Below are 17,884 nucleotides of genomic sequence, written 5' to 3' on the forward strand. Positions count from 1 at the left end.
GAGGGACGTCACGCTGCACGACCAATGTGGCGAATTTGTCGGGCGACCGGAGGAACGGCGCTTCCCCGGCGCCGACTTTCTCCCGTCGTGGTTGCGAAAGCGTTCCGACCCTGCGGGCGGGCTGCGCCACGGAACGGCGCCCCGGAGCCGTCGTTGTATCGCATGAGCTTTCTCAAGACCCTGCTCGCCGGCGTGGCCCTGAGCGCAGCCCTTCTCACCTGGATCGGCCTCGCGATCGGGCCGGAAGGACCGGCCGCCCGTACGAGCCCGGGGCTGACCACGGCCGCGGTCCTGGCGAGCGACGGCATGGTACGGGACGGCGCCCCGCGTGACCCGGCGCTGGATCGTGAGGGTCTCGGCCGTCTCGCGCGCCACGCCTCCGAGGAGGCGCGCGACGCCGCATCTGTGAGGCCGGCCGGCTGACCGCCGCGTTTGCGCGTCGCAGCCGACGTCGGGGAAGCCAGACCGATCAGGTCCGGTATTGGCCGTTGCGCTTGACGAGAACGCGGGTTCCCACCGGCACGCGCTCGTAGAGGTCCGCGATGTCTTCGTTCAGCATCCGGACGCAGCCCGACGACATCTGCTCACCGATGCTCCAGGGCTCGTTGGTGCCGTGGATCCTGAACAGGATGTCGCGGTTGCCCTGGTACAGGTAGAGTGCGCGGGCACCGAGCGGATTGTCGACGCCGCCCTTACGGGTCCGTGGCAAGTCGGGATGGAGCGAGACCATCGTAGCCGTCGGGCTCCAATCCGGCCAGACACCCTTGCGCCCGACCCGGGCCTCGCCCTTCCAGGAGAAGCCTGCCTTGCCGACGCCGACGCCGTACTGCATCGCCGTGCCATCGGCCTGAACAAGGACCAGCTGGCGCTTGTCGATGTCGACGACGATGGTGCCGGGTTGCTCGGGGCCGTTGTAGCTGACCTGCTGCCGGCGATATTTGGGGTCGAGCCGCTGGGTATCGACGAGGGGAATGTCGAAGGGCTTGTCGGGCTTTGCACCGATGTACCAAGCGGATTCGTCGTCCTGCGCGACCTGGACCGGACGGGTCTGACAGGCCGCCAGCGGCGCGATCGCCACCACGGCGAGGAGGATCCGCGAGAGGGCGATCCGGCGCAGGCGGCTCCAGGCCGATGGAAGCGTGGCGATCATAGGTCCTGTCGTGCGGGATACGGTCGTCGCGCCATGCCTACCGCCTCAGCGCCCGTGACGATGTAGCTTTTCCGCCGCAGCGGATCGCGCGCGGGCGGCTCGCGCGGCCACGGTTGCGCCCTAATTCAGAATCGCGGCAACGCTCTATTGCGGCCGGCGCGGAGGTGAAGGATGCCCGAGACCCAAACTCTTCCGACCGAGGCGACGACCACACCCGAGGTCCCGCTCAGCCCGGCGATACACCTCGACCACTGTGTGATCCACGTCAGCGACTGGGCCCGATCCAATGCCTTCTACCGGGATGTGGTGGGCGCCGAGATCATCGAGCGCGGCCCAGGCTTCGCCTACCGGTTCGGCGGCGTCCAGCTCAACTGCCATGGCCCTGGCGTCGAGGCGGTGCCCGTGGCGGCCAAACCCGTCCAGCCCGGCAACAGCGATCTGTGCTTCCGCTGGTCGGGTCCGATCGAGGCGGCGATCGCGCATCTCGAGGCAGCCGGCATCGCGGTGGAACTCGGGCCGGTGGAGCGGCACGGCGCCGCGGGTCCCGGCCAGAGCGTCTATTTCCGGGATCCGGACGGGTCGCTCCTGGAATTCATCACTTACGAAGCGTGATCAGCCGCGGCTCTCGGCCAGCGCCTGATTGGTCTGCTCCAGCCGCAAGGCCAGGACGCGCATCAGGGCGATGCTGATCTGGGGAAACTGTGCCAGCAGTTCCAGGAAGACGCCCCGGTCGATGCGCAGGGCGGTCACCGCGGATTGCGCCGTCACGGTGGCGGACCGGGGCTGATCGGCCAGGATGCCCATCTCGCCGACCAGGGCATCCTGGCCGAGCAACGCCAGCCGCACCGGGCCGGCGGGGCCATCGATGCTGACCTCCGCGGTGCCCGAGAGGATTACGTAGGCTGCATCCGCCACATCGCCGCGGGCGAAGAAGCGTTGCCCCGGCTCGAAATGCACCCGCTCGCTGGTGAAGGCCAGAAGCTTCAGGCGCGACGGTTCCACCTCGCGGAACAGCGGCACCTGCTTCAGGGAGGAAACCTCGGTGTCGAGGGTCATTCGGGGGCTCCGCGACGGGTCTCACGCCCAGGACGGCGGGGCCGGACGGGCCCGTATATCCATGCGGTTCGTCAGGCACTTGTCCAGCCCTGCACTGGACGCAACTTGGCGGTGTGGTCTCGGCGCCCTGCTGGCACTCGGCCTCATCCTGGGGTCGAGGCCGGCCGCAGCCCGGCTGGTCCAGGCCGATCTCGCCCGTGTCGCGGTCACGCCGCCCCCGGGGGCCCGCGTCCCGCTCGACCTTGCGGTCACCGATGCGCGCACCGGGCAGCCCACCACCCTGGGCAAGGCCCTCGACGGTCGGGCCGCCCTGCTGCTGCCGGTCGATTACACCTGCGGCAATGTATGCGACCCGATGGTGTCGATGTCGGTGGAGGCCCTCGCGGCGACAGGACTCCCGCGGGACGATTACGGGCTCGTCCTGGTCGGGATCGACCCGCGCGACGATCCCGCGGCCGCGCGCCGCATGCTCGCGGATACGCTAGGAGACCGGGATGCATCGGCCCGCCCCCGGGCGCTGATCGCCTCGGACACGGCCCTCGCGCGCCTCACCGGCGCCCTGGGCTATCAGGCCGTCTATGATGCCGGCACCGACAGCTTCGCCCATCCGGCGGCGGCCATTCTTCTCGCCGCCGACGGCCGGGTGGCACGGGTGCTGTCGCCCCTCGCCCTGACCGGGCGGGATCTCCGCCTCGCCCTGACCGAGGCCGGCGAAGGCCGGGTCGGCAGCCTCGCCGACCGGCTCACCCTGCTCTGCTACGGTTACGATGCCGCACGGGGTCTCTATACGCCGCTCATCCAGCGGATCCTGACGGGGGCCGGGATCGTCACCATCCTGGCGATCGCCCTTCTGATCGCCGCCCTGACCCGCCTCACGCACCGGCGGCAGGCTTGAAGGCGGCTTCGGCCTGGATCAGCGCTCGGTCGAGAGGCCCTGGCGCCCGGGAGCGGGCGCTTCGCGCTTGAGGCTGGCATTCAGATGGGGTGAGTCGGTGGGCTCCTCACGGGTGGTCGGCGTGGCGGAATCTTCCGGGGCCGGCATCGGCGGCATCGGCGGCGTGTTCGGCCGCGCCGTCGCCGTGCCCCGGGCAGGATCCTTGACCATGTTGCGGTTCGTCATGCGCGATACCCCATCTCATTCTGCGGTCGCACTGTCGCACCGCCTCCCGGACCAAGTCGCCGTGGCTCCGGTCATGCCGAGACGGCCGCGGATGTCGACCAAGGTCGAACGTCGACCAACGCCCGACACAAGTCCGGGTTGCTGCCAAGCTTAGCTGGCGGAAGCTTGAGCAGGTCTCGGGATAGGAACCTTGGTTATTGCTGAAGGTTGTTGCGGGGTGAAGCGAAGCCTGAGGAGGAACTGATGGCATCCGGAAATTCGACCTCGAAGCGGGGCTTTGCCTCGATGAACCTCGAGCGGCAGCGCGAGATCGCCAGCAAGGGCGGCCGCAGCGTGCCGGCAGAGAAGCGTTCCTTTTCGCAGGATCGCGAATTGGCCTCGTCCGCCGGTCGCAAGGGCGGTCAGTCCACGGGGACAGGCCGGGCCGAGTGAGGCATCGGCTCACGCGTATCGCGTAGCGGCGCCGCGTCTTCGGACCGGCGCCGTTTTCGTTTCGGCAATGCCAACACGGCACACCAACGCAAAAGGCCCCGCCATGGTGACGGGGCCTTTTGCGTTACGGGATCCGTTGGGCAACGTTCAGGAAATGCAACGCCCGGGGGTCATGCGGCGCGCCTCGGGCCCGACCAGGGAACTCAGCGCCGTCTCGCAGCCTTCGCGGACCATACGCCGCGGCGGCTGACGCAGGATCGGCTTGATCTCCAGATCCTGGGCTTCCCCTGCCACCGGGGCAATCCGACCGTCGGCCTTCTGAACGCCCGCGACCCGCGTCGGGCTGAGCGCGATGGAGACCGGCCGCATCCCCGGCAGCGGAATCTGCGCCGTCTGGGCGGTGGGCACCGGGGGCACCGGGGGCACCCAACGATCTGCCGTGTCGCGCACGACCGGTTGGACGAGGACGGTGAGAAGAGCGGCAGGAGCACTCACGCCCAGGAGGAAACCAGACCGCAGCATTGCCCCGACCTCATGCGAGAGCTTGACAGGATGTTCGTATAACGCGCCCTGCAATCGCAGGTTCCTAGACTGTGACGCGCCTACGTATCCTGAGTATTCGATGACAGCTCGGCCGTTGGTGCGGCGGCGCACGCCCGCAATCCACACCCTCCACATGTGGCCAAAAGGCCACCACGTTAGAAAAAGTGCGTTTGCTGGAACCTCCCGGTCCGGCATCCGTTTTCTCTGCACCCGGCCACCTGGTCCTCCCCGCATTCCCCTTGTGCATCGGCCGGAACCTTCGCGACGGGCTGGAGACTTCTCCGGCCCGTTTTTTTTGCGCCTGTATTTGGGATGTGCGGGTCTCCGGCACGGACAACAAAAAACCCCGGCGCAAGCCGGGGTTTTTGTCGTCATCGAAGCTCGGAGGCGGCCTGGGACCGGTTCAGCCCGGCGAGACCCGCCGAGCCCGGCTCAAGCCGTCGTCTCAGGCCGTCTTGGCTTCGCGCCGACGGGCCGTCTGCTGGAAGAACAGCGCCTGGCTGATCACCGCCGAGACATTCGCCGGCTGGAAGGGCTTCGCGATGAGGAAGGCGGGCTCGGGACGCTCGCCGGTGAGGAACCGCTCCGGATAGGCCGTGATGAAGATCACCGGGACCTCGAAGGTCTTCAGGAGATCGTTCACGGCATCGAGACCCGAGGAGCCGTCGGCGAGCTGGATGTCCGCCAGGATCAGGCCGGGACGCTTACCCTCGCCGGCGATCTTGATCGCCTCGGTGCGGGTGCGGGCGACGCCGATGACATTGTGACCCAGACCCTCCACGAGGGCCTCGAGATCCATCGCGATCAGCGGCTCGTCCTCGATGATGAGGATCTCGGTCGCCATGTCGGCGGCCAGCTCGCGGCCGGCCTCGTCCACGAGGTCACGGACCTCGGACACGTCGACGCCCAGGATGATGGCCGCATCCTCCTCGGAGAAGCCTTCGAGGCAGGAGAGCAGGAACGCCTGCCGCGGCAGCGGCGTGATCTGGCCGAGACGGACTTCCGCCGGGAGATCGTGCTGAACCTGCTCGCTGCGGCCGTTCACCGAGAGCGAGTTCCAGATCCGCGTGAAGACGCGGAACAGATCGGCCTTGATGTTGGTGCTCCGGCCGAGCGTGTCCGGTTCGTTGACGAGGGTCTCCAGGGTGGCAGCGACATACGCGTCGCCCGCCACTTGGCTACCCGTGAGCGCCCGCGCGTAGCGGCGCAGGTACGGCAGGTGCTGTACCACGAGTTGCGATGTCGACATTCGATCCCCTGTGCCTCGCCGTGTTGCCCGGCCGCGAACGCCTCGGTCCTTTACCGAAGTCCTGCCGGGGCCGGCTTGTGTCCTGCGCAGCCTACCGCCCAACGCGGAGGCCCGCACTCCGTTCCACCCCCCGGCGGAACCGATCCCGGCGGGCAGGCGTTGCCGCCGCAGCCATGGCGTATGTCGAGCCGCAGCACAATGCGGCCGAGCCGACTTCGGCAACAAGGGGCCTATTGATGGTGGACCAGGGAAAGGAGGGAGGTCTTCGCGCGCGCTATTCGCATGCCGAGACTGTCTCGAATCGCTCGTCGGAGGGCCAGGACGGCGCCGTCGATCAGCAACCTTTCGACACCCCTGACCAGACCACCGGCCACCGGACCAAGAACGGCCTGAGCGACCAGACCCGCAATCGTATCGCGACGCAGCTGCGCGCGATGTACGATACGGTCACGCAGCAACCGGTGCCCGACCGCTTTGCCGAACTGATCGCGAAGCTGGACAGCGCCGACCGCAAAGCCTGACGGTCGGGAGCCCTCGGCCCCGGATCCAGCGGACGCCCATCCCGATATCCCCGCCTCGGCCAGACGGAATCGTCTCGAGCCCAGTATGCGGGCCGGAACGACGGAAAAAGCCGCCGCACGGGGCGGCGGCTTTTCATCGCGCCGTGCGCCGGCCCGGGATCGGGGCCGGCGTCTCCGGTCGTTCCTCAAAGTGTCGGCGAGCGGCCCCGCATCAGTCCCACGACCGCCGAGATCGCAAAGAGGACGATGGCCACGAAGAATACCAGCTTGGCAGCTTCCATCGCGGTGCCGGCGATGCCGCCGAAGCCAAGCAGAGCGGCCACGAGGGCGACGACGAGAAAAGTTACGGCCCAACCGAGCATCGTTCAGATCCTTCGAAAGTCTCAACGCGGGCGGGCCGCGTCGTTCTGAACACGAAAACGCCAAGGTTTCGCTCCGGTTCCGCCCCGATCGCGAAGTCCCCTGGGGAGCGGGGGGGGGTTCGTGCGCTGTCCGCGTCAAGGGGTGACGGAACGAGACAGGGGCGCTAGCGTTCGAAGAGAGGTCTCCAGGCTCGATCCGGGATTTGCGATGCTGCAATCTGCCAAGAGTGCCGTTCGATCGAAGGCCGCCGCGCTGGCGGTGCGCCTCGCCGATCTCGTCGATAGAACCGGCGATGCCTTGCGCGCGGCAGCGCTCGGTCTCCTGCCGGCACCGGCGCCCGTACCGGTCCGCGTGCGCGCTCGACAGACCCGCCGCCAGGGCTGACGTCCTTCGTCGCGGTCTGGCCCGTAAGCGTCACGCCCAGACCGAGGGCCGCCTCCAGGGGGCGAGGTCGGTGCAGGGGCGGTCATCCGGTCGCAGAGCGTGTCTGCGACATCGGAACTTGCCGGACGCGCGGGGAATGCCCGGACCGTCGGATCGCGGCCTCCGGGCCGATTGCCACGCGGCGTCGAACCGTCCAAGGACGCGCCGTGTCGATCGCATGGGATCGCGATGGCGGACGCCGACGAGAACAGCCTGACCTTTGATCGTTCGATGCCCCCAGCCGGGCGGCTGGAGCCGGTCGCCCCGTTGATCCGCCGCCGGGTCGCGCCGAACGGCGGCCCCTTCACGGCGAGCGGCACCTGCACCTACGTGGTGGGCCAGGATCGCGTCGCGGTGCTCGATCCGGGCCCGGATGATCCGGTGCATATCGAGGCGCTGCTTCAGGACCTCGCTGGGGAGCGTGTGGAGGCCATCGTGGTCACCCACACCCATCGTGATCATTCTCCAGGCGCGCGGCTCCTCGCTGCCCGCACCGGCGCGCCGATCGTCGGATGCGGGCCACACAGGGCCGCACGCGCGCTTTCGGAGGCGGAAGCGCCGATGCTCGACGCCAGCGCCGACCGGGCTCACACTCCCGAGCGGATCATGGCGGAGGGCGATTCCGTGTCCGGTCGAGGCTGGACCCTCGTGGCCGTCGAGACCCCCGGCCACACGATGAACCATCTCGCCTTCGCGCTGCCGGAAGCGCAGGCGCTGTTCTCGGGAGACCACGTCATGGCGTGGTCGACCACGATCGTGGCCCCGCCGGACGGCGCGATGCGGGCCTACATGGACTCCCTCGACAAGCTGCGCGGGCGCGACGAGACCGTCTACTGGCCGGGACATGGCGGACCCGTATGCGAGCCCGCCCGGCTCCTGCGCGGGCTGGCCGGGCACCGCCGCCAGCGCGAAGCGGCGATCCGCGCACGACTGGCGGCCGGGGACAGGCAGATCGCCGACATCGTCGCGGCGATCTACCAGGGGCTCGATCCCCGCCTCCGCGGCGCCGCGGCGCTGTCGGTCTTCGCCCATCTGGAGGATCTTGTCGGACGCGGGCGCGCGACCTGCGACGGCGCCCCCCGGCTGGACGGCACCTACGCGCCGGCCTGAGGGACGCGACGGGTCACTTCACCGCGAGGGCGAGGTTGGCGACGTCGTCGAGATAGGCCCGGATCCGGTCCGCGTTGCTGCCGAAATCGCGGCCGCTGAGGCGCGAGGCCGAGCGCACGTCGATCCGCGCCCCGTCCGCGCGGGGGCGGATACGCACGGTGACGTCGCCGGGCAGGTTGAGGATCAGACCGCGGGCCACGGCCTCGATCCGACCGTTCCCGGTGCGTCCCCCCGGCCGGATCGCCTCGACGATCTGCCAGTGCCGCTTCAGCGCCGCCTGCCGGGCGAGTTCGAAGGCCTCGTCGGCGCCGATATCGAGGGTCAGGGGCGCGATCTGCGGATAGGCGCCGCGCTGGCGCTCGCGGATCGCGGGGCCGGGATCCGCCGGGTAGCGGCCGCCGCGCGCCGCGAAGGCCGCCCGCGAGCGCGAGAAGGCGGGTGGGTTGTCGATGTCGGTGGTGATGTCGGACAGCGCCGGCAGCCGCAGGCTGCGCAAGCCCAGGAAAGCGGGATAGCCGAGAACCGCCAGCGCGAGGATCAGCCCTGCGAGGGCGGCCCCGAGACCGCGAGCCCCCTCGCGCCAGACCCGCACGAAGGCGAAGACCGCAGCCGCCGCGGCGAGCACCGCGACCCCGAACCCGGCCACCAGGGCCGCGAGCGCCGCGTCGGTGTCGGCACGCGGGTCCCGGACCAAGATCAGGGCGATGCCGGTGGCGATGACGGAGAACACGGCGAGCCGCCGGGCCAGAGGCCCTGCGCGGGTGACGGGTTCCTCGATGAGCAGGCGGCGCATGGGGATCATGACGGCGATCGGGATCCGATCTTAGAGCTTGGCCGGGGCCGGCGCCAACGCGCGACCGTCACGGCGCGAAGGCACGGACACTGCCGGGCAGGCCGAGGGTGGCGGGCAATTTGAGAGGATCGGGCAGCATCGCATCCCCGATCCGGCCGGCCGGATCGGACGGCTCGCTGTGGGCGGCCGTCTGAGCCGTCAGGGCGTTCCAGGGGCCCGATACCGCGAACAGGATCCCGCGGGCGGAATCGCCGGGCGGCCGCAGGACGAGATCGCCCCTGGCGTCGAGTCGCCGTTCCGGCAGCGACACCTGGCCGTGAAGGGTGGCGCCGACACTCGGCCCCAGAAGACCCGACTCGGCGATCTCGCCGACACCGTCGACGAAGCGCAGCGTCACCACGGCCCGCTCGAACGCGGTCCGGCCGTTCCGGCGCGCCAGAGCTCCGGACGCCACGGCACCGTTGCGGTGGACGACGTCGGCGAGATCGAGACCCGCGATAGCGCCGCCATCCATGGCAAGCGTGGCCCGTCCGCCGAGATGCGCCAGGAGGCCGACCGTGTCACGCGCCCGGGATTCGAGGGCGAAATGCCCCTGGACGGGCCCGACCACCCAGCGGGCCGCGCCGATCTCGCCGAGGAGCGCACCGAGATCGACGCGGTCGAGGCTCCCCTGGGTGCGCAGCTCCGTCGCGGCCGGATCGGTCCCGCTCGTCAGGTTCACGCGCCCCTTGAACGTGCCGTCCTGGATCCGGGCCCGGTTCACCGCGACCTCAAGGGCGGTATCCCGCACCAGGATGCTCGCCGCCAGATCCTGCACCCGAACGGCGCCGGCGCGGCCCTCCGCCGCCGACAGGCGGAGGTCGAGGTCGCCCTGCGTGAGCGGCGCCAGGGCGACGGATACCGGGGCAGGATCGAGGAGCCGGGTCAGATCCTCGACGAGCGGCGTGAAATCGAGGGTCTCGGCCGCCAGGGTCGCCTGCACCGAGAGGCGCGGCGCCTTGCCGGGTCCGAAGGCGACGGCGCCGGCGCCTTCCAGCACGTTCTGACCGAGGCCGATGCGCAGGCTCGGCCACGAGACGGACCGCTCCGCCGTCTCGAACCGGCCGTCGATCGAGAAGGCGCCGGCGAGCGGCGCCAGCGGCACATCACGGCCGATCCAGGCCAGGCTCTCCGGCAGGGATCGCGTCTCGAACCGGACCTGCCCGGACAGGACGGGCAGAGCGTTCCCCTCCGCGGGCGGCGCCACCGTTCCGTCCGCCGCGAGGCTGCCGTCCGGCCACGTGACCTCCGCGGTAAACGGGCTGCGGCGGCGCTGGGCCAGCTCGGCCGGACGCAGGTGGGTCAGGGTGATCCGGGTCGGCACGCCCCGCCACGTGAGGCTGGCGCGGCCCTCGGCGGTCTTGCCCCAGAGCGGCCACGCGATGTCCAGGTCGATGTCCCGGGCCGTGTCGCCGGCGGCGAGGCGCGCGTCGCGCACGACGATGCGGCGTGGCCGGGCCGTCTCGCCGGACCGGGCCTGCTCGGCGAGGCGCGCGAGGGGGGCGTCCCAGCCGGCGGGGTCATCCGACAGCCGCGCGCCCTCCAGGCGAAGCCCGCTCACGGCCGCGCGCCCGCCGAGGAGGCTCAGCGGGTCGAGGTCGATAGTCAGGCGGCCCGCATCCGCCAGGACCGGGCCGCCGGAACCGGCGGCGAGCCGGACGCGGTCGAGGGTCAGGCGCGGCCAAGGCAGCACCGCGACGCTCGCGGGGCCCTGCAGCGTCAGGCCCAGGCCGTAGGCGTCGAAGGCGCGGCGCGCGTAGGCCGTGACCCGGCCGTCCTCCAGGGGCCAATCGCGCAGGCCGAGGCCGGCCGCGATCAGGCTCCCGAGAGCGAGGACGAAGATCGGGCGGCGCAGCGACATCATGCTCCGAAGGGGCGGCGGCTGTGACCGGAAGCCGGGCGCCGCGCCGGCCCCTCGGGCTGCCGCGGCCCGGCAGGGTCTGCACGTCGAGTGGGCAATTTAGCGTCCTTGGCCGGCTTTGTCTGCCGCGCCCGCGCAGGGCCGCCCTGCCCTCCCCAACGCAGTGCCGGTTACGGATCGCCCGCGTCCGCGCGGACCGGTGCGGTGCACCACTGGATTTCACGCGCGGAATCGGGGAGAGCAGGCGCGAGGACACGCACTTCCCAAGGTTTCGGCCGGTCGGGTCCGGCGGGAAAAGGACGGTTCGATGAAGAAGGTCTACACGGATGCCGCCGCGGCCCTGGCCGGCCTCCTGCACGACGACATGATGGTGATGTGCGGCGGCTTCGGCCTCTGCGGCATCCCGGACGAGCTGATCGAGGCGGTGCGCCTCTCGGGCGTCAAGGGTCTCACCGTCGTCTCGAACAATGCCGGCATCGACGGGGTCGGCCTCGGCAAGCTTCTGGACACCCGCCAGGTCCGGAAGATGATCTCGTCCTACGTGGGCGAGAACAAGGAATTCGCCCGCCAGTATCTCGGCGGCGAGCTGGAGATCGAGTTCAACCCGCAGGGCACGCTCGCCGAGCGGATCCGCGCCGGCGGCGCCGGCATCCCGGCCTTCTTCACCAAGACCGGCGTCGGCACCAAGGTCGCCGAGGGCAAGGAGGTCCGCGAGTTCGATGGCGAGCACTACGTCATGGAGCGCGGCCTGTTCGCCGACCTCGCCCTGGTCCACGCCCATACGGGCGACACCGAGGGGAACCTGCGCTACCGGATGACCGCGCGCAACTTCAACCCGATGATGGCCACCGCCGCCAAGATGACGGTGGCGCAGGTCGAGCATCTCGTGAAGCCGGGCGAGATCGATCCGGACACGATCCACACGCCCGGCATCTTCGTGAAGCGCATCGTCGACGTGGGCGTGCGCGACAAGCGCATCGAGCAGCGCACGACGCGCAAGCGCAACGATGCGACCCCGGCCGCCGCGGCCGGCGGCGGCACGCACTGACCGGACGGGAAGGGAGCGAGAACGATGGCCTGGACCCGCGAGCAGATGGCGGCGCGCGCCGCCAAGGAGCTGGAGGACGGCTTCTACGTGAACCTCGGCATCGGCATCCCGACGCTGGTGTCGAACTACATCCCCGAGGGCATGTCGGTGCAGCTCCAGTCGGAGAACGGCATGCTGGGCATGGGCCCCTTCCCCTACGAGGGTGAGGAGGATCCGGACCTGATCAACGCCGGCAAGCAGACGATCACCGCGCTTCCGACGACGAGCTACTTCTCCTCGGCGGATTCCTTCGGGATGATCCGCGGCGGGCACATCAACCTGTCGATCCTCGGCGCCATGCAGGTGGCCGGCAACGGCGACCTCGCCAACTGGATGATTCCCGGCAAGATGGTGAAGGGGATGGGCGGCGCCATGGACCTCGTGGCCGGGGTGAAGCGCGTGGTCGTGGTGATGGAGCACGTCGCCAAGAACAAGGACGGCACCGAGAGCCCGAAGCTGCTCAAGGCCTGCGACCTGCCGCTCACCGGAACCCGCGTGGTCGATCTGGTGATCACCGATCTCGGCGTGTTCGCCATCGACAAGAAGGGCGACGGCGGCATGACGCTGATCGAACTCGCCGACGGCGTCACCGAGGACGAGATCCGCAAGAAGACCGAGGCCGACTTCACGGTCGCCCTCAAGAACTGACATCCGCAGGCCCGGCGACCGACGTCGCCGGGTCCAACGGGGCGATGGCCGCCCAGATCGGGCGGCCATCGCATGACGGCGCAGGCGCCCTTCAGACGCGCCCGATGTCGGCGCACCTCGTCAGCGCCAGCCCCCCTTCACGCATCGGCACAGGCCAGACGCGAAACGCCCCCCTCTCCCTGTCGGAAGAGGGGGGCGTTTCGCGTGATCCTTTGCCGCTCGGCTCCGGCCGGGTCAGAGCCCGAAGCCTCGGACCAGTGCCGATCGGTCAGCCCGCGTCGCTGGCGCCCGCGCCCGCGAGTTGCGGATCCCGAGTCGCGGGCCGCACCGGGCTGTCGGCCGCCGGCTCCTCGCCCTGCAACGCCCGCCGCACGTAGCTGTCGACCCGGTCGCCCTGCTCCGGGAGGGCGGCCTCGAGATGCGCGATCATCTTGGGCGTCCAGAACGCCTTGATGTGCTTCTGGACCCCGGCGACCGCCTCCTCCTCCGGGTAGGACCGGAAGAAGGTGGCGATCTGGTTGGCCATGCGGACGAGCTTGTCCGCCTGCGTCACGGCACTCATCGGATACTCTTACTCTGCCGCGTCGAGCGCAGTGCCCTGGGAATTGGCGATCCGGGTCAGGGAGAAGTCCTCCTCGTAGAACTTCGCCTGCCAGTCGGAGGGCCGGTTGGTCCGCCGGACCTGCACCGCCGTCACCTTGTACTCGGGGCAGTTGGTCGCCCAGTCCGAGTAGTCGGTGGTGATGACGTTGGCGCCGGTCTTCGCGTGGTGGAACGTGGTGTAGACGACGCCCGGCTGCATCCGCTCGGAGATCTTGGCCTTGAGGGCGATGTCGCCCGAACGGCTCTCCAGGGCAACAAGGTCGCCGTCGACGATGCCGCGCAGCTCCGCGTCGAACGGGTGGATCTCCAGTACGTCCTCCTCGTGCCAGCGCGAGTTCTCGGTGCGCCGGGTCTGCGCGCCGACATTGTACTGGGACAGGATCCGGCCGGTGGTGAGGATCAGCGGGAACTTCGCCCCCGTGCGCTCCTCGGTGGCCACGAACTCGGTGATCATGAACCGGCCCTTGCCGCGGACGAACCGGTCCACGTGCATCATCGGCGTGCCGAGCGGCGCCTTCTCGTTGCAGGGCCACTGCACCGAGCCGAGCTCGTCGAGCTTGGCGTAGGACACGCCCGTGAAGCTCGGGGTGAGCGAGGCGATCTCGTCCATGATCTCGGACGGGTGGCTGTACTCCATCTTGTAGCCCAGCGCGTTGGAGAGCAGCACGGTGCCCTCCCAGTCGCCGTAGCCGCCCATCGGGGCCATCACCTTGCGGACCCGCGAGATGCGGCGCTCGGCGTTGGTGAAGGTGCCGTCCTTCTCCAGGAACGAGGCGCCCGGCAGGAAGACGTGGGCGTATTTGGCGGTCTCGTTCAGGAACAGATCCTGGACGACGATGCACTCCATCGCCATCAGGCCCGAGGTGACGTGGTGCGTGTCCGGGTCGGACTGCGCGATGTCCTCGCCCTGGATGTACATGCCCTTGAACGAGCCCTCGACGGCCTCGTCGAGCATGTTGGTGATGCGCAGGCCCGGCGCGTTGTCGAGCTTGGCGCCCCAGAGAGCCTCGAAGCTCTCGCGGGTGGCGTCGTCCGAGACGTGGCGGTAGCCGGTGAGCTCGTGCGGGAACGAGCCCATGTCGCAGGAGCCCTGCACGTTGTTCTGGCCGCGCAGCGGGTTCACGCCGGCGCCGAGCTTGCCGATGTTGCCGGTGGCCATGGCGATGTTGGCCATGCCCATCACCATGGTCGAGCCCTGGCTGTGCTCGGTGACGCCCAGACCGTAGTAGATGCCGGCCGCGCCGCCCTTGGCGTAGAGCCGGGCCGCCCCGCGGACTTCCGCCGGGTCGAGACCGGTGAAGGGCTGCTGGCTCTCCGGGGAGTGCCGCTCATCGGCGATGAACCGGGCCCAGGACTCGAACTCGGCGAGGTCGCAGCGCTCGCGGACATAGGCTTCGTCGATCAGCCCCTCGGTGACGATCACGTGCGCCAGCGAGTTGATGAAGGCGACGTTGGAGCCGGGCTTCAGCGGCAGGTGATAATCGGCCTTGATGTGGGGCGACTTCACGAGGTCGATCTTGCGCGGATCGGCGACGATCAGCTTGGCGCCCTGACGCAGGCGCTTCTTCATCCGCGAGCCGAAGACCGGATGGCCGTCGGTGGGGTTGGCGCCGATCACCAGGATCACGTCGGAATGCTCCACCGACTTGAAGTCCTGTGTGCCGGCCGAGGTGCCGAGCGTCGACATCAGACCGTAGCCGGTCGGCGAGTGGCAGACGCGGGCGCAGGTATCGACGTTGTTGTTGCCGAAGGCGGCGCGCACGAGCTTCTGGACGAGGTAGGCCTCCTCGTTGGTGCAGCGCGACGAGGTGATGCCGCCGACCGAATCCTTGCCGTACTTGGCCTGGATCCGCTTGAACTCGCTCGCGGCCCGGTCGATCGCCTCCTCCCAGGAGACCTCGCGCCACGGATCCGTGATCTTCTCGCGGATCATCGGCTTGGTGATGCGGTCCTTGTGGGTGGCGTAGCCGTAGGCGAAGCGGCCCTTCACGCAGCTATGGCCCTCATTGGCCTTGCCGCCCTTGTAGGGGACCATGCGGACGACGCGCTCGCCCTGCATCTCGGCCTTGAACGAGCAGCCGACGCCGCAATAGGCGCAGGTCGTCACCTCCGCGTGCTCGGGCTGGCCGTACTCGTGGATCGACTTCTCCTGAAGGGTCGCGGTCGGGCAGGCCTGCACGCAGGCGCCGCAGGAGACGCATTCCGACTCGAAGAAGTTGGTCGGGCCGGCGGCCACGCGGCTGTCGAAGCCGCGGCCCGCGATGGTCAACGCGAAGGTGCCCTGCACCTCTTCGCAGGCGCGCACGCAGCGGTTGCAGACGATGCACTTCGACGGGTCGTAGGTGAAGTACGGGTTCGACTCGTCCTTCGGCAGATACTTCTCGGCGCTCGGCTTGACGTGGTTGTCGCCGTCATAGCCGTAGCGGACGTCCCGCAGGCCGACGACGCCGGCCTGCGTCTGCAGCTCGCAATCGCCGTTGGCCGCGCAGGTCAGGCAGTCCAGCGGGTGATCGGAGATGTAGAGCTCCATCACGCCCTTGCGGAGCTTGGCGAGCTTCTCGTTCTGCGTGTGGACGACCATGCCGTTCTCGGCCGGGGTCGTGCAGGAGGCCGGGGTGCCGCGCCGGCCCTCGATCTCCACGAGGCAGAGGCGGCAGGAGCCGAACGGCTCCAGGCTATCGGTGGCGCAGAGCTTCGGGATCTGCGTCCCGGCATGCATCGCCGCCGCCATCACCGAGGTGCCCGCCGGCACCGTCACAGACATGCCGTCGATCGTCAGCGTGACGGTCTGCTCCGCCACGCGGATCGGCGTGCCGTAGTCGATCTCCTTGATCAGGCCCATCGACGCCTCCTTACTCGGCCGCGGCCGGCAGATCGCCGGCGCGCCTGAAATCCTCGGGGAAATGGGTGATCGCGCTCATGACGGGCATCGGGGTGAGCCCGCCCATGGCGCAGAGCGACCCGTCGGTCATGACCTCGCAGAGATCCTCGACCAGCTTCAGGTTCGCGTCCGGCCGGATGCCGGCGATGACCTTGTCCATGGTCTCGACGCCGCGGGTCGCGCCGATGCGGCAGGGGGTGCACTTGCCGCACGACTCGGTGGCGCAGAACTCGAAGGCGAAGCGGGCCTGGGCGGCCATGTCGACGGTGTCGTCGAACACCACGATGCCGCCGTGGCCGACGAGGCCCTTCTTGGCCGCCATCGCCTCGTAGTCGAGGGGCGTGTCGAGGAGATGGTCGGGGAAGTAGGCCCCGAGCGGCCCGCCGACCTGCACGGCCCGGACCGGCCGACCCGAACGGGTGCCGCCGCCGAAATCCTCGATCACCTGCCGGAGGGTGATGCCGAAGGCCATCTCGATCAGGCCGCCGTGCTTGATATTGCCGGCGAGCTGGATCGGCAGGGTGCCGAGCGAGCGGCCCATGCCGTAATCGGCGTAGGCCTTGGCGCCGTTCTCCAGGATCCACGGCACGGCCGTGAAGGTCATGACGTTGTTGACCAGCGTCGGCTTGCCGAGGAAGCCCTTCAGCGCCGGGATCGGCGGCTTGGCGCGGACGATGCCGCGCTTGCCCTCGAGGCTCTCCAGCAGCGAGGTCTCCTCGCCGCAGATATAGGCGCCGGCGCCGAGGCGCACTTCCAGATGGAAGGTCTTGCCCGAGCCCAGGATGTTCTCGCCGAGCACGCCGGCGGTCACGCCGTTGGCGATGGCCTCCTTCAGGGTGGCAAACGCCTGCGGGTACTCGGAGCGCAAGTAGATGTAACCGCGGGTGGCACCAGTCGCGACGGCCGCGATGGTCATGCCCTCGATGAGGTTGAAGGGGTCGCCCTCCATCATCATCCGGTCGGCGAAGGTGCCGGAATCGCCCTCGTCGGCGTTGCAGACCACATACTTCTGGTCCGCCTTGGCGAGCATCACGGTGTTCCACTTGATGCCGGCCGGGAAGCCGGCACCACCCCGGCCGCGCAGGCCGGAATCGCGCACCGCCGCGACGATGCCCTCGGCATCGAGCTTCAGGGCGGCCTCGAGGCCGCGATAGCCGCCATGGGCCCGGTAATCCTCCACGGAGACCGGATCGATCACGCCGCAGCGGTGGAAGGTCAGCCGCTGCTGCCGGGCGAGGTAGGGGATTTTTTCAGGATCACCGAGGCGCAGGGGATGGTCGCCGCCGGTGGCGAGGCCTGCATCCAGCAGGGCATCGATATCCGCGAGCTTGACCGGGCCGTAGGCGACGCGCCCCTCGGGCGTGCCGACCTCGATCATCGGCTCCAGCCAGAACAGGCCGCGGGAACCGGTTCGCACGATGGTGACGTCGAGACCGCGGCGCTCCGCGCCGGCGAAGAGGGCGCGGGCGACCTTGTTGGCGCCGAGGCCGAGGGCGACGGCATCGCGGGGAATGTAGAGGGTCACGCTCACTGGCGCACCTCCGTCAGGGCAGCTTCGAGGGCGTCGGCGGTCAGGTGCGCGACGGGCTCACCGTCCACCAGCGCGGCGGGACCGTTGGCGCAGAGGCCGAGGCAGTAGACCGGCTCCACCGTGGCGCTGCCGTCGGCGGTGGTCTCGTGCCAGCCGCAGCCGAGGCGGCCGAGGATCTCGCGATGGAGCTTGTCGGAGCCCATGGCCTGGCAGGCCTCGGCCCGGCACAGCTTCACCTCGTGGCGGCCGGCGGGGTGGGCGCGGAAATCGTGGTAGAAGGTGATGCAGCCGTGCACCTCGGCGCGCGACAGGTTCAGCGCGTCCGCGATCAGCGGCACGGCGCCGGAATCCACGTAGCCGAACGTCTCCTGCAGCGCGTGCAGGATCGGCAGCGTGGCCCCTTCGAGATGGGTGTGTTCGGCGATGATCCCGGATGCGCGCTCCGCGCTCCAGGGCTCGTGACGCGCCATGGTT

The 17,884-nt window shown here is 69.6% G+C and carries 21 protein-coding genes; 9 read left to right on the top strand and 12 right to left on the bottom strand.

Annotation, left to right across the window (positions count from 1 at the left end; genetic code table 11):
• Positions 1–162 precede the first annotated feature (162 nt).
• Positions 163–423, top strand: coding sequence for a hypothetical protein (locus ABC766_RS13775; RefSeq protein ID WP_053609223.1), 261 nt, complete (start codon positions 163–165; stop codon positions 421–423).
• 46 nt (positions 424–469) lie between these two features.
• Here the strand turns inward: ABC766_RS13775 and ABC766_RS13780 are convergent, their stop codons facing one another.
• Positions 470–1,150, bottom strand: coding sequence for a L,D-transpeptidase (locus ABC766_RS13780; RefSeq protein ID WP_043349444.1), 681 nt, complete (start codon positions 1,148–1,150; stop codon positions 470–472).
• A 171-nt stretch (positions 1,151–1,321) separates the two neighbouring features.
• On the opposite strand from ABC766_RS13780, the gene ABC766_RS13785 reads away from it, so the two are divergent.
• Entirely contained in the window at positions 1,322–1,762 is a 441-nt protein-coding gene (locus tag ABC766_RS13785; RefSeq protein WP_345822471.1) for a VOC family protein, read from the top strand.
• Here ABC766_RS13785 and ABC766_RS13790 read toward each other — a convergent pair whose 3' ends face one another.
• A complete protein-coding gene (locus tag ABC766_RS13790; RefSeq protein ID WP_345822472.1) occupies positions 1,763–2,206 on the bottom strand; it encodes a Crp/Fnr family transcriptional regulator in 444 nt (147 codons plus the stop codon).
• A gap of 79 nt (positions 2,207–2,285) precedes the next feature.
• Between ABC766_RS13790 and ABC766_RS13795 the strand changes: the two genes are divergently transcribed.
• Positions 2,286–3,101, top strand: coding sequence for an electron transporter (locus ABC766_RS13795; RefSeq protein WP_345822473.1), 816 nt, complete (start codon positions 2,286–2,288; stop codon positions 3,099–3,101).
• An 18-nt stretch (positions 3,102–3,119) separates the two neighbouring features.
• Here the strand turns inward: ABC766_RS13795 and ABC766_RS13800 are convergent, their stop codons facing one another.
• Positions 3,120–3,326: a hypothetical protein gene (locus ABC766_RS13800; protein ID WP_342140991.1), complete on the bottom strand. Its 207-nt coding sequence runs from the start codon at positions 3,324–3,326 to the stop codon at positions 3,120–3,122.
• A gap of 243 nt (positions 3,327–3,569) precedes the next feature.
• Here ABC766_RS13800 and ABC766_RS13805 point away from each other — a divergent pair, with 243 nt between their 5' ends.
• Positions 3,570–3,758 (top strand): general stress protein, encoded by a 189-nt coding sequence (locus ABC766_RS13805; RefSeq protein WP_043349455.1) that lies wholly within the window; start codon positions 3,570–3,572, stop codon positions 3,756–3,758.
• Positions 3,759–3,905: 147 nt separating this feature from the next.
• Here the strand turns inward: ABC766_RS13805 and ABC766_RS13810 are convergent, their stop codons facing one another.
• Together ABC766_RS13810 and ABC766_RS13815 are read right to left on the bottom strand one after the other, a co-directional pair.
• Positions 3,906–4,280 (bottom strand): hypothetical protein, encoded by a 375-nt coding sequence (locus ABC766_RS13810; RefSeq protein WP_345822474.1) that lies wholly within the window; start codon positions 4,278–4,280, stop codon positions 3,906–3,908.
• Positions 4,281–4,746: 466 nt separating this feature from the next.
• Entirely contained in the window at positions 4,747–5,550 is an 804-nt protein-coding gene (locus ABC766_RS13815) for a response regulator (protein ID WP_043349459.1), read from the bottom strand.
• 173 nt (positions 5,551–5,723) lie between these two features.
• On the opposite strand from ABC766_RS13815, the gene ABC766_RS13820 reads away from it, so the two are divergent.
• Positions 5,724–6,071: a NepR family anti-sigma factor gene (locus tag ABC766_RS13820; RefSeq protein WP_236952776.1), complete on the top strand. Its 348-nt coding sequence runs from the start codon at positions 5,724–5,726 to the stop codon at positions 6,069–6,071.
• Between the two features lie 185 nt (positions 6,072–6,256).
• On the opposite strand, the gene ABC766_RS13825 is transcribed toward ABC766_RS13820, so the two are convergent.
• Positions 6,257–6,433 (bottom strand): DUF1328 domain-containing protein, encoded by a 177-nt coding sequence (locus ABC766_RS13825; RefSeq protein WP_007568853.1) that lies wholly within the window; start codon positions 6,431–6,433, stop codon positions 6,257–6,259.
• 208 nt (positions 6,434–6,641) lie between these two features.
• On the opposite strand from ABC766_RS13825, the gene ABC766_RS13830 reads away from it, so the two are divergent.
• Both ABC766_RS13830 and ABC766_RS13835 read left to right on the top strand, forming a co-directional pair.
• Positions 6,642–6,818: a hypothetical protein gene (locus tag ABC766_RS13830; protein ID WP_164706346.1), complete on the top strand. Its 177-nt coding sequence runs from the start codon at positions 6,642–6,644 to the stop codon at positions 6,816–6,818.
• Positions 6,819–7,046: 228 nt separating this feature from the next.
• Positions 7,047–7,967, top strand: coding sequence for an MBL fold metallo-hydrolase (locus ABC766_RS13835; protein WP_345822475.1), 921 nt, complete (start codon positions 7,047–7,049; stop codon positions 7,965–7,967).
• Between the two features lie 13 nt (positions 7,968–7,980).
• Here ABC766_RS13835 and ABC766_RS13840 read toward each other — a convergent pair whose 3' ends face one another.
• Together ABC766_RS13840 and ABC766_RS13845 are read right to left on the bottom strand one after the other, a co-directional pair.
• Positions 7,981–8,760: a DUF1499 domain-containing protein gene (locus tag ABC766_RS13840; protein ID WP_043349473.1), complete on the bottom strand. Its 780-nt coding sequence runs from the start codon at positions 8,758–8,760 to the stop codon at positions 7,981–7,983.
• Positions 8,761–8,827: 67 nt separating this feature from the next.
• Positions 8,828–10,660 carry an AsmA family protein gene (locus ABC766_RS13845; protein WP_345822476.1) on the bottom strand — a complete coding sequence of 611 codons (1,833 nt, stop codon included), beginning with the start codon at positions 10,658–10,660 and terminating at the stop codon, positions 8,828–8,830.
• A 307-nt stretch (positions 10,661–10,967) separates the two neighbouring features.
• On the opposite strand from ABC766_RS13845, the gene ABC766_RS13850 reads away from it, so the two are divergent.
• Together ABC766_RS13850 and ABC766_RS13855 are read left to right on the top strand one after the other, a co-directional pair.
• The gene (locus ABC766_RS13850; protein WP_043349483.1) at positions 10,968–11,708 is read left to right on the top strand and encodes a CoA transferase subunit A; all 741 of its coding nucleotides are present in this window, start codon (positions 10,968–10,970) and stop codon (positions 11,706–11,708) included.
• A 24-nt stretch (positions 11,709–11,732) separates the two neighbouring features.
• The gene (locus tag ABC766_RS13855; protein ID WP_342140986.1) at positions 11,733–12,395 is read left to right on the top strand and encodes a 3-oxoacid CoA-transferase subunit B; all 663 of its coding nucleotides are present in this window, start codon (positions 11,733–11,735) and stop codon (positions 12,393–12,395) included.
• 268 nt (positions 12,396–12,663) lie between these two features.
• Here the strand turns inward: ABC766_RS13855 and ABC766_RS13860 are convergent, their stop codons facing one another.
• The 4 genes from ABC766_RS13860 to ABC766_RS13875 are packed head-to-tail and all read right to left on the bottom strand — an operon-like array spanning position 12,664 to position 17,880.
• Positions 12,664–12,957: a formate dehydrogenase subunit delta gene (locus ABC766_RS13860; RefSeq protein WP_043349488.1), complete on the bottom strand. Its 294-nt coding sequence runs from the start codon at positions 12,955–12,957 to the stop codon at positions 12,664–12,666.
• Positions 12,958–12,966: 9 nt separating this feature from the next.
• Positions 12,967–15,840, bottom strand: coding sequence for a formate dehydrogenase subunit alpha (fdhF, locus tag ABC766_RS13865; protein ID WP_043349489.1), 2,874 nt, complete (start codon positions 15,838–15,840; stop codon positions 12,967–12,969).
• A gap of 10 nt (positions 15,841–15,850) precedes the next feature.
• Complete coding sequence (locus ABC766_RS13870) at positions 15,851–17,410, bottom strand: formate dehydrogenase beta subunit (RefSeq protein ID WP_342140985.1); 1,560 nt, start codon at positions 17,408–17,410, stop codon at positions 15,851–15,853.
• Positions 17,407–17,880, bottom strand: coding sequence for a formate dehydrogenase subunit gamma (locus tag ABC766_RS13875; RefSeq protein ID WP_010684574.1), 474 nt, complete (start codon positions 17,878–17,880; stop codon positions 17,407–17,409). The genes ABC766_RS13870 and ABC766_RS13875 overlap by 4 nt, the downstream gene beginning before the upstream one ends.
• Positions 17,881–17,884: the final 4 nt, after the last annotated feature.

Origin of the sequence: Methylobacterium fujisawaense (assembly GCF_039619325.1) — a bacterium.
GTDB lineage: Bacteria > Pseudomonadota > Alphaproteobacteria > Rhizobiales > Beijerinckiaceae > Methylobacterium > Methylobacterium fujisawaense.

Excerpts from the sequence above, each read along its gene's own strand:
- ABC766_RS13830 (WP_164706346.1), top strand. The coding sequence starts at position 6,642 with ATGCTGCAATCTGCCAAGAGTGCCGTTCGATCGAAGGCCGCCGCGCTG.
- ABC766_RS13840 (WP_043349473.1), bottom strand. The coding sequence starts at position 8,760 with ATGCGCCGCCTGCTCATCGAGGAACCCGTCACCCGCGCAGGGCCTCTG.
- ABC766_RS13860 (WP_043349488.1), bottom strand. The coding sequence starts at position 12,957 with ATGAGTGCCGTGACGCAGGCGGACAAGCTCGTCCGCATGGCCAACCAG.
- ABC766_RS13815 (WP_043349459.1), bottom strand. The coding sequence starts at position 5,550 with ATGTCGACATCGCAACTCGTGGTACAGCACCTGCCGTACCTGCGCCGC.
- ABC766_RS13820 (WP_236952776.1), top strand. The coding sequence starts at position 5,724 with ATGGCGTATGTCGAGCCGCAGCACAATGCGGCCGAGCCGACTTCGGCA.
- ABC766_RS13780 (WP_043349444.1), bottom strand. The coding sequence starts at position 1,150 with ATGATCGCCACGCTTCCATCGGCCTGGAGCCGCCTGCGCCGGATCGCC.
- ABC766_RS13845 (WP_345822476.1), bottom strand. The coding sequence starts at position 10,660 with ATGTCGCTGCGCCGCCCGATCTTCGTCCTCGCTCTCGGGAGCCTGATC.
- ABC766_RS13800 (WP_342140991.1), bottom strand. The coding sequence starts at position 3,326 with ATGACGAACCGCAACATGGTCAAGGATCCTGCCCGGGGCACGGCGACG.
- ABC766_RS13775 (WP_053609223.1), top strand. The coding sequence starts at position 163 with ATGAGCTTTCTCAAGACCCTGCTCGCCGGCGTGGCCCTGAGCGCAGCC.
- ABC766_RS13835 (WP_345822475.1), top strand. The coding sequence starts at position 7,047 with ATGGCGGACGCCGACGAGAACAGCCTGACCTTTGATCGTTCGATGCCC.
- ABC766_RS13785 (WP_345822471.1), top strand. The coding sequence starts at position 1,322 with ATGCCCGAGACCCAAACTCTTCCGACCGAGGCGACGACCACACCCGAG.
- ABC766_RS13855 (WP_342140986.1), top strand. The coding sequence starts at position 11,733 with ATGGCCTGGACCCGCGAGCAGATGGCGGCGCGCGCCGCCAAGGAGCTG.
- fdhF (WP_043349489.1), bottom strand. The coding sequence starts at position 15,840 with ATGGGCCTGATCAAGGAGATCGACTACGGCACGCCGATCCGCGTGGCG.
- ABC766_RS13850 (WP_043349483.1), top strand. The coding sequence starts at position 10,968 with ATGAAGAAGGTCTACACGGATGCCGCCGCGGCCCTGGCCGGCCTCCTG.
- ABC766_RS13825 (WP_007568853.1), bottom strand. The coding sequence starts at position 6,433 with ATGCTCGGTTGGGCCGTAACTTTTCTCGTCGTCGCCCTCGTGGCCGCT.
- ABC766_RS13805 (WP_043349455.1), top strand. The coding sequence starts at position 3,570 with ATGGCATCCGGAAATTCGACCTCGAAGCGGGGCTTTGCCTCGATGAAC.
- ABC766_RS13810 (WP_345822474.1), bottom strand. The coding sequence starts at position 4,280 with ATGCTGCGGTCTGGTTTCCTCCTGGGCGTGAGTGCTCCTGCCGCTCTT.
- ABC766_RS13790 (WP_345822472.1), bottom strand. The coding sequence starts at position 2,206 with ATGACCCTCGACACCGAGGTTTCCTCCCTGAAGCAGGTGCCGCTGTTC.
- ABC766_RS13875 (WP_010684574.1), bottom strand. The coding sequence starts at position 17,880 with ATGGCGCGTCACGAGCCCTGGAGCGCGGAGCGCGCATCCGGGATCATC.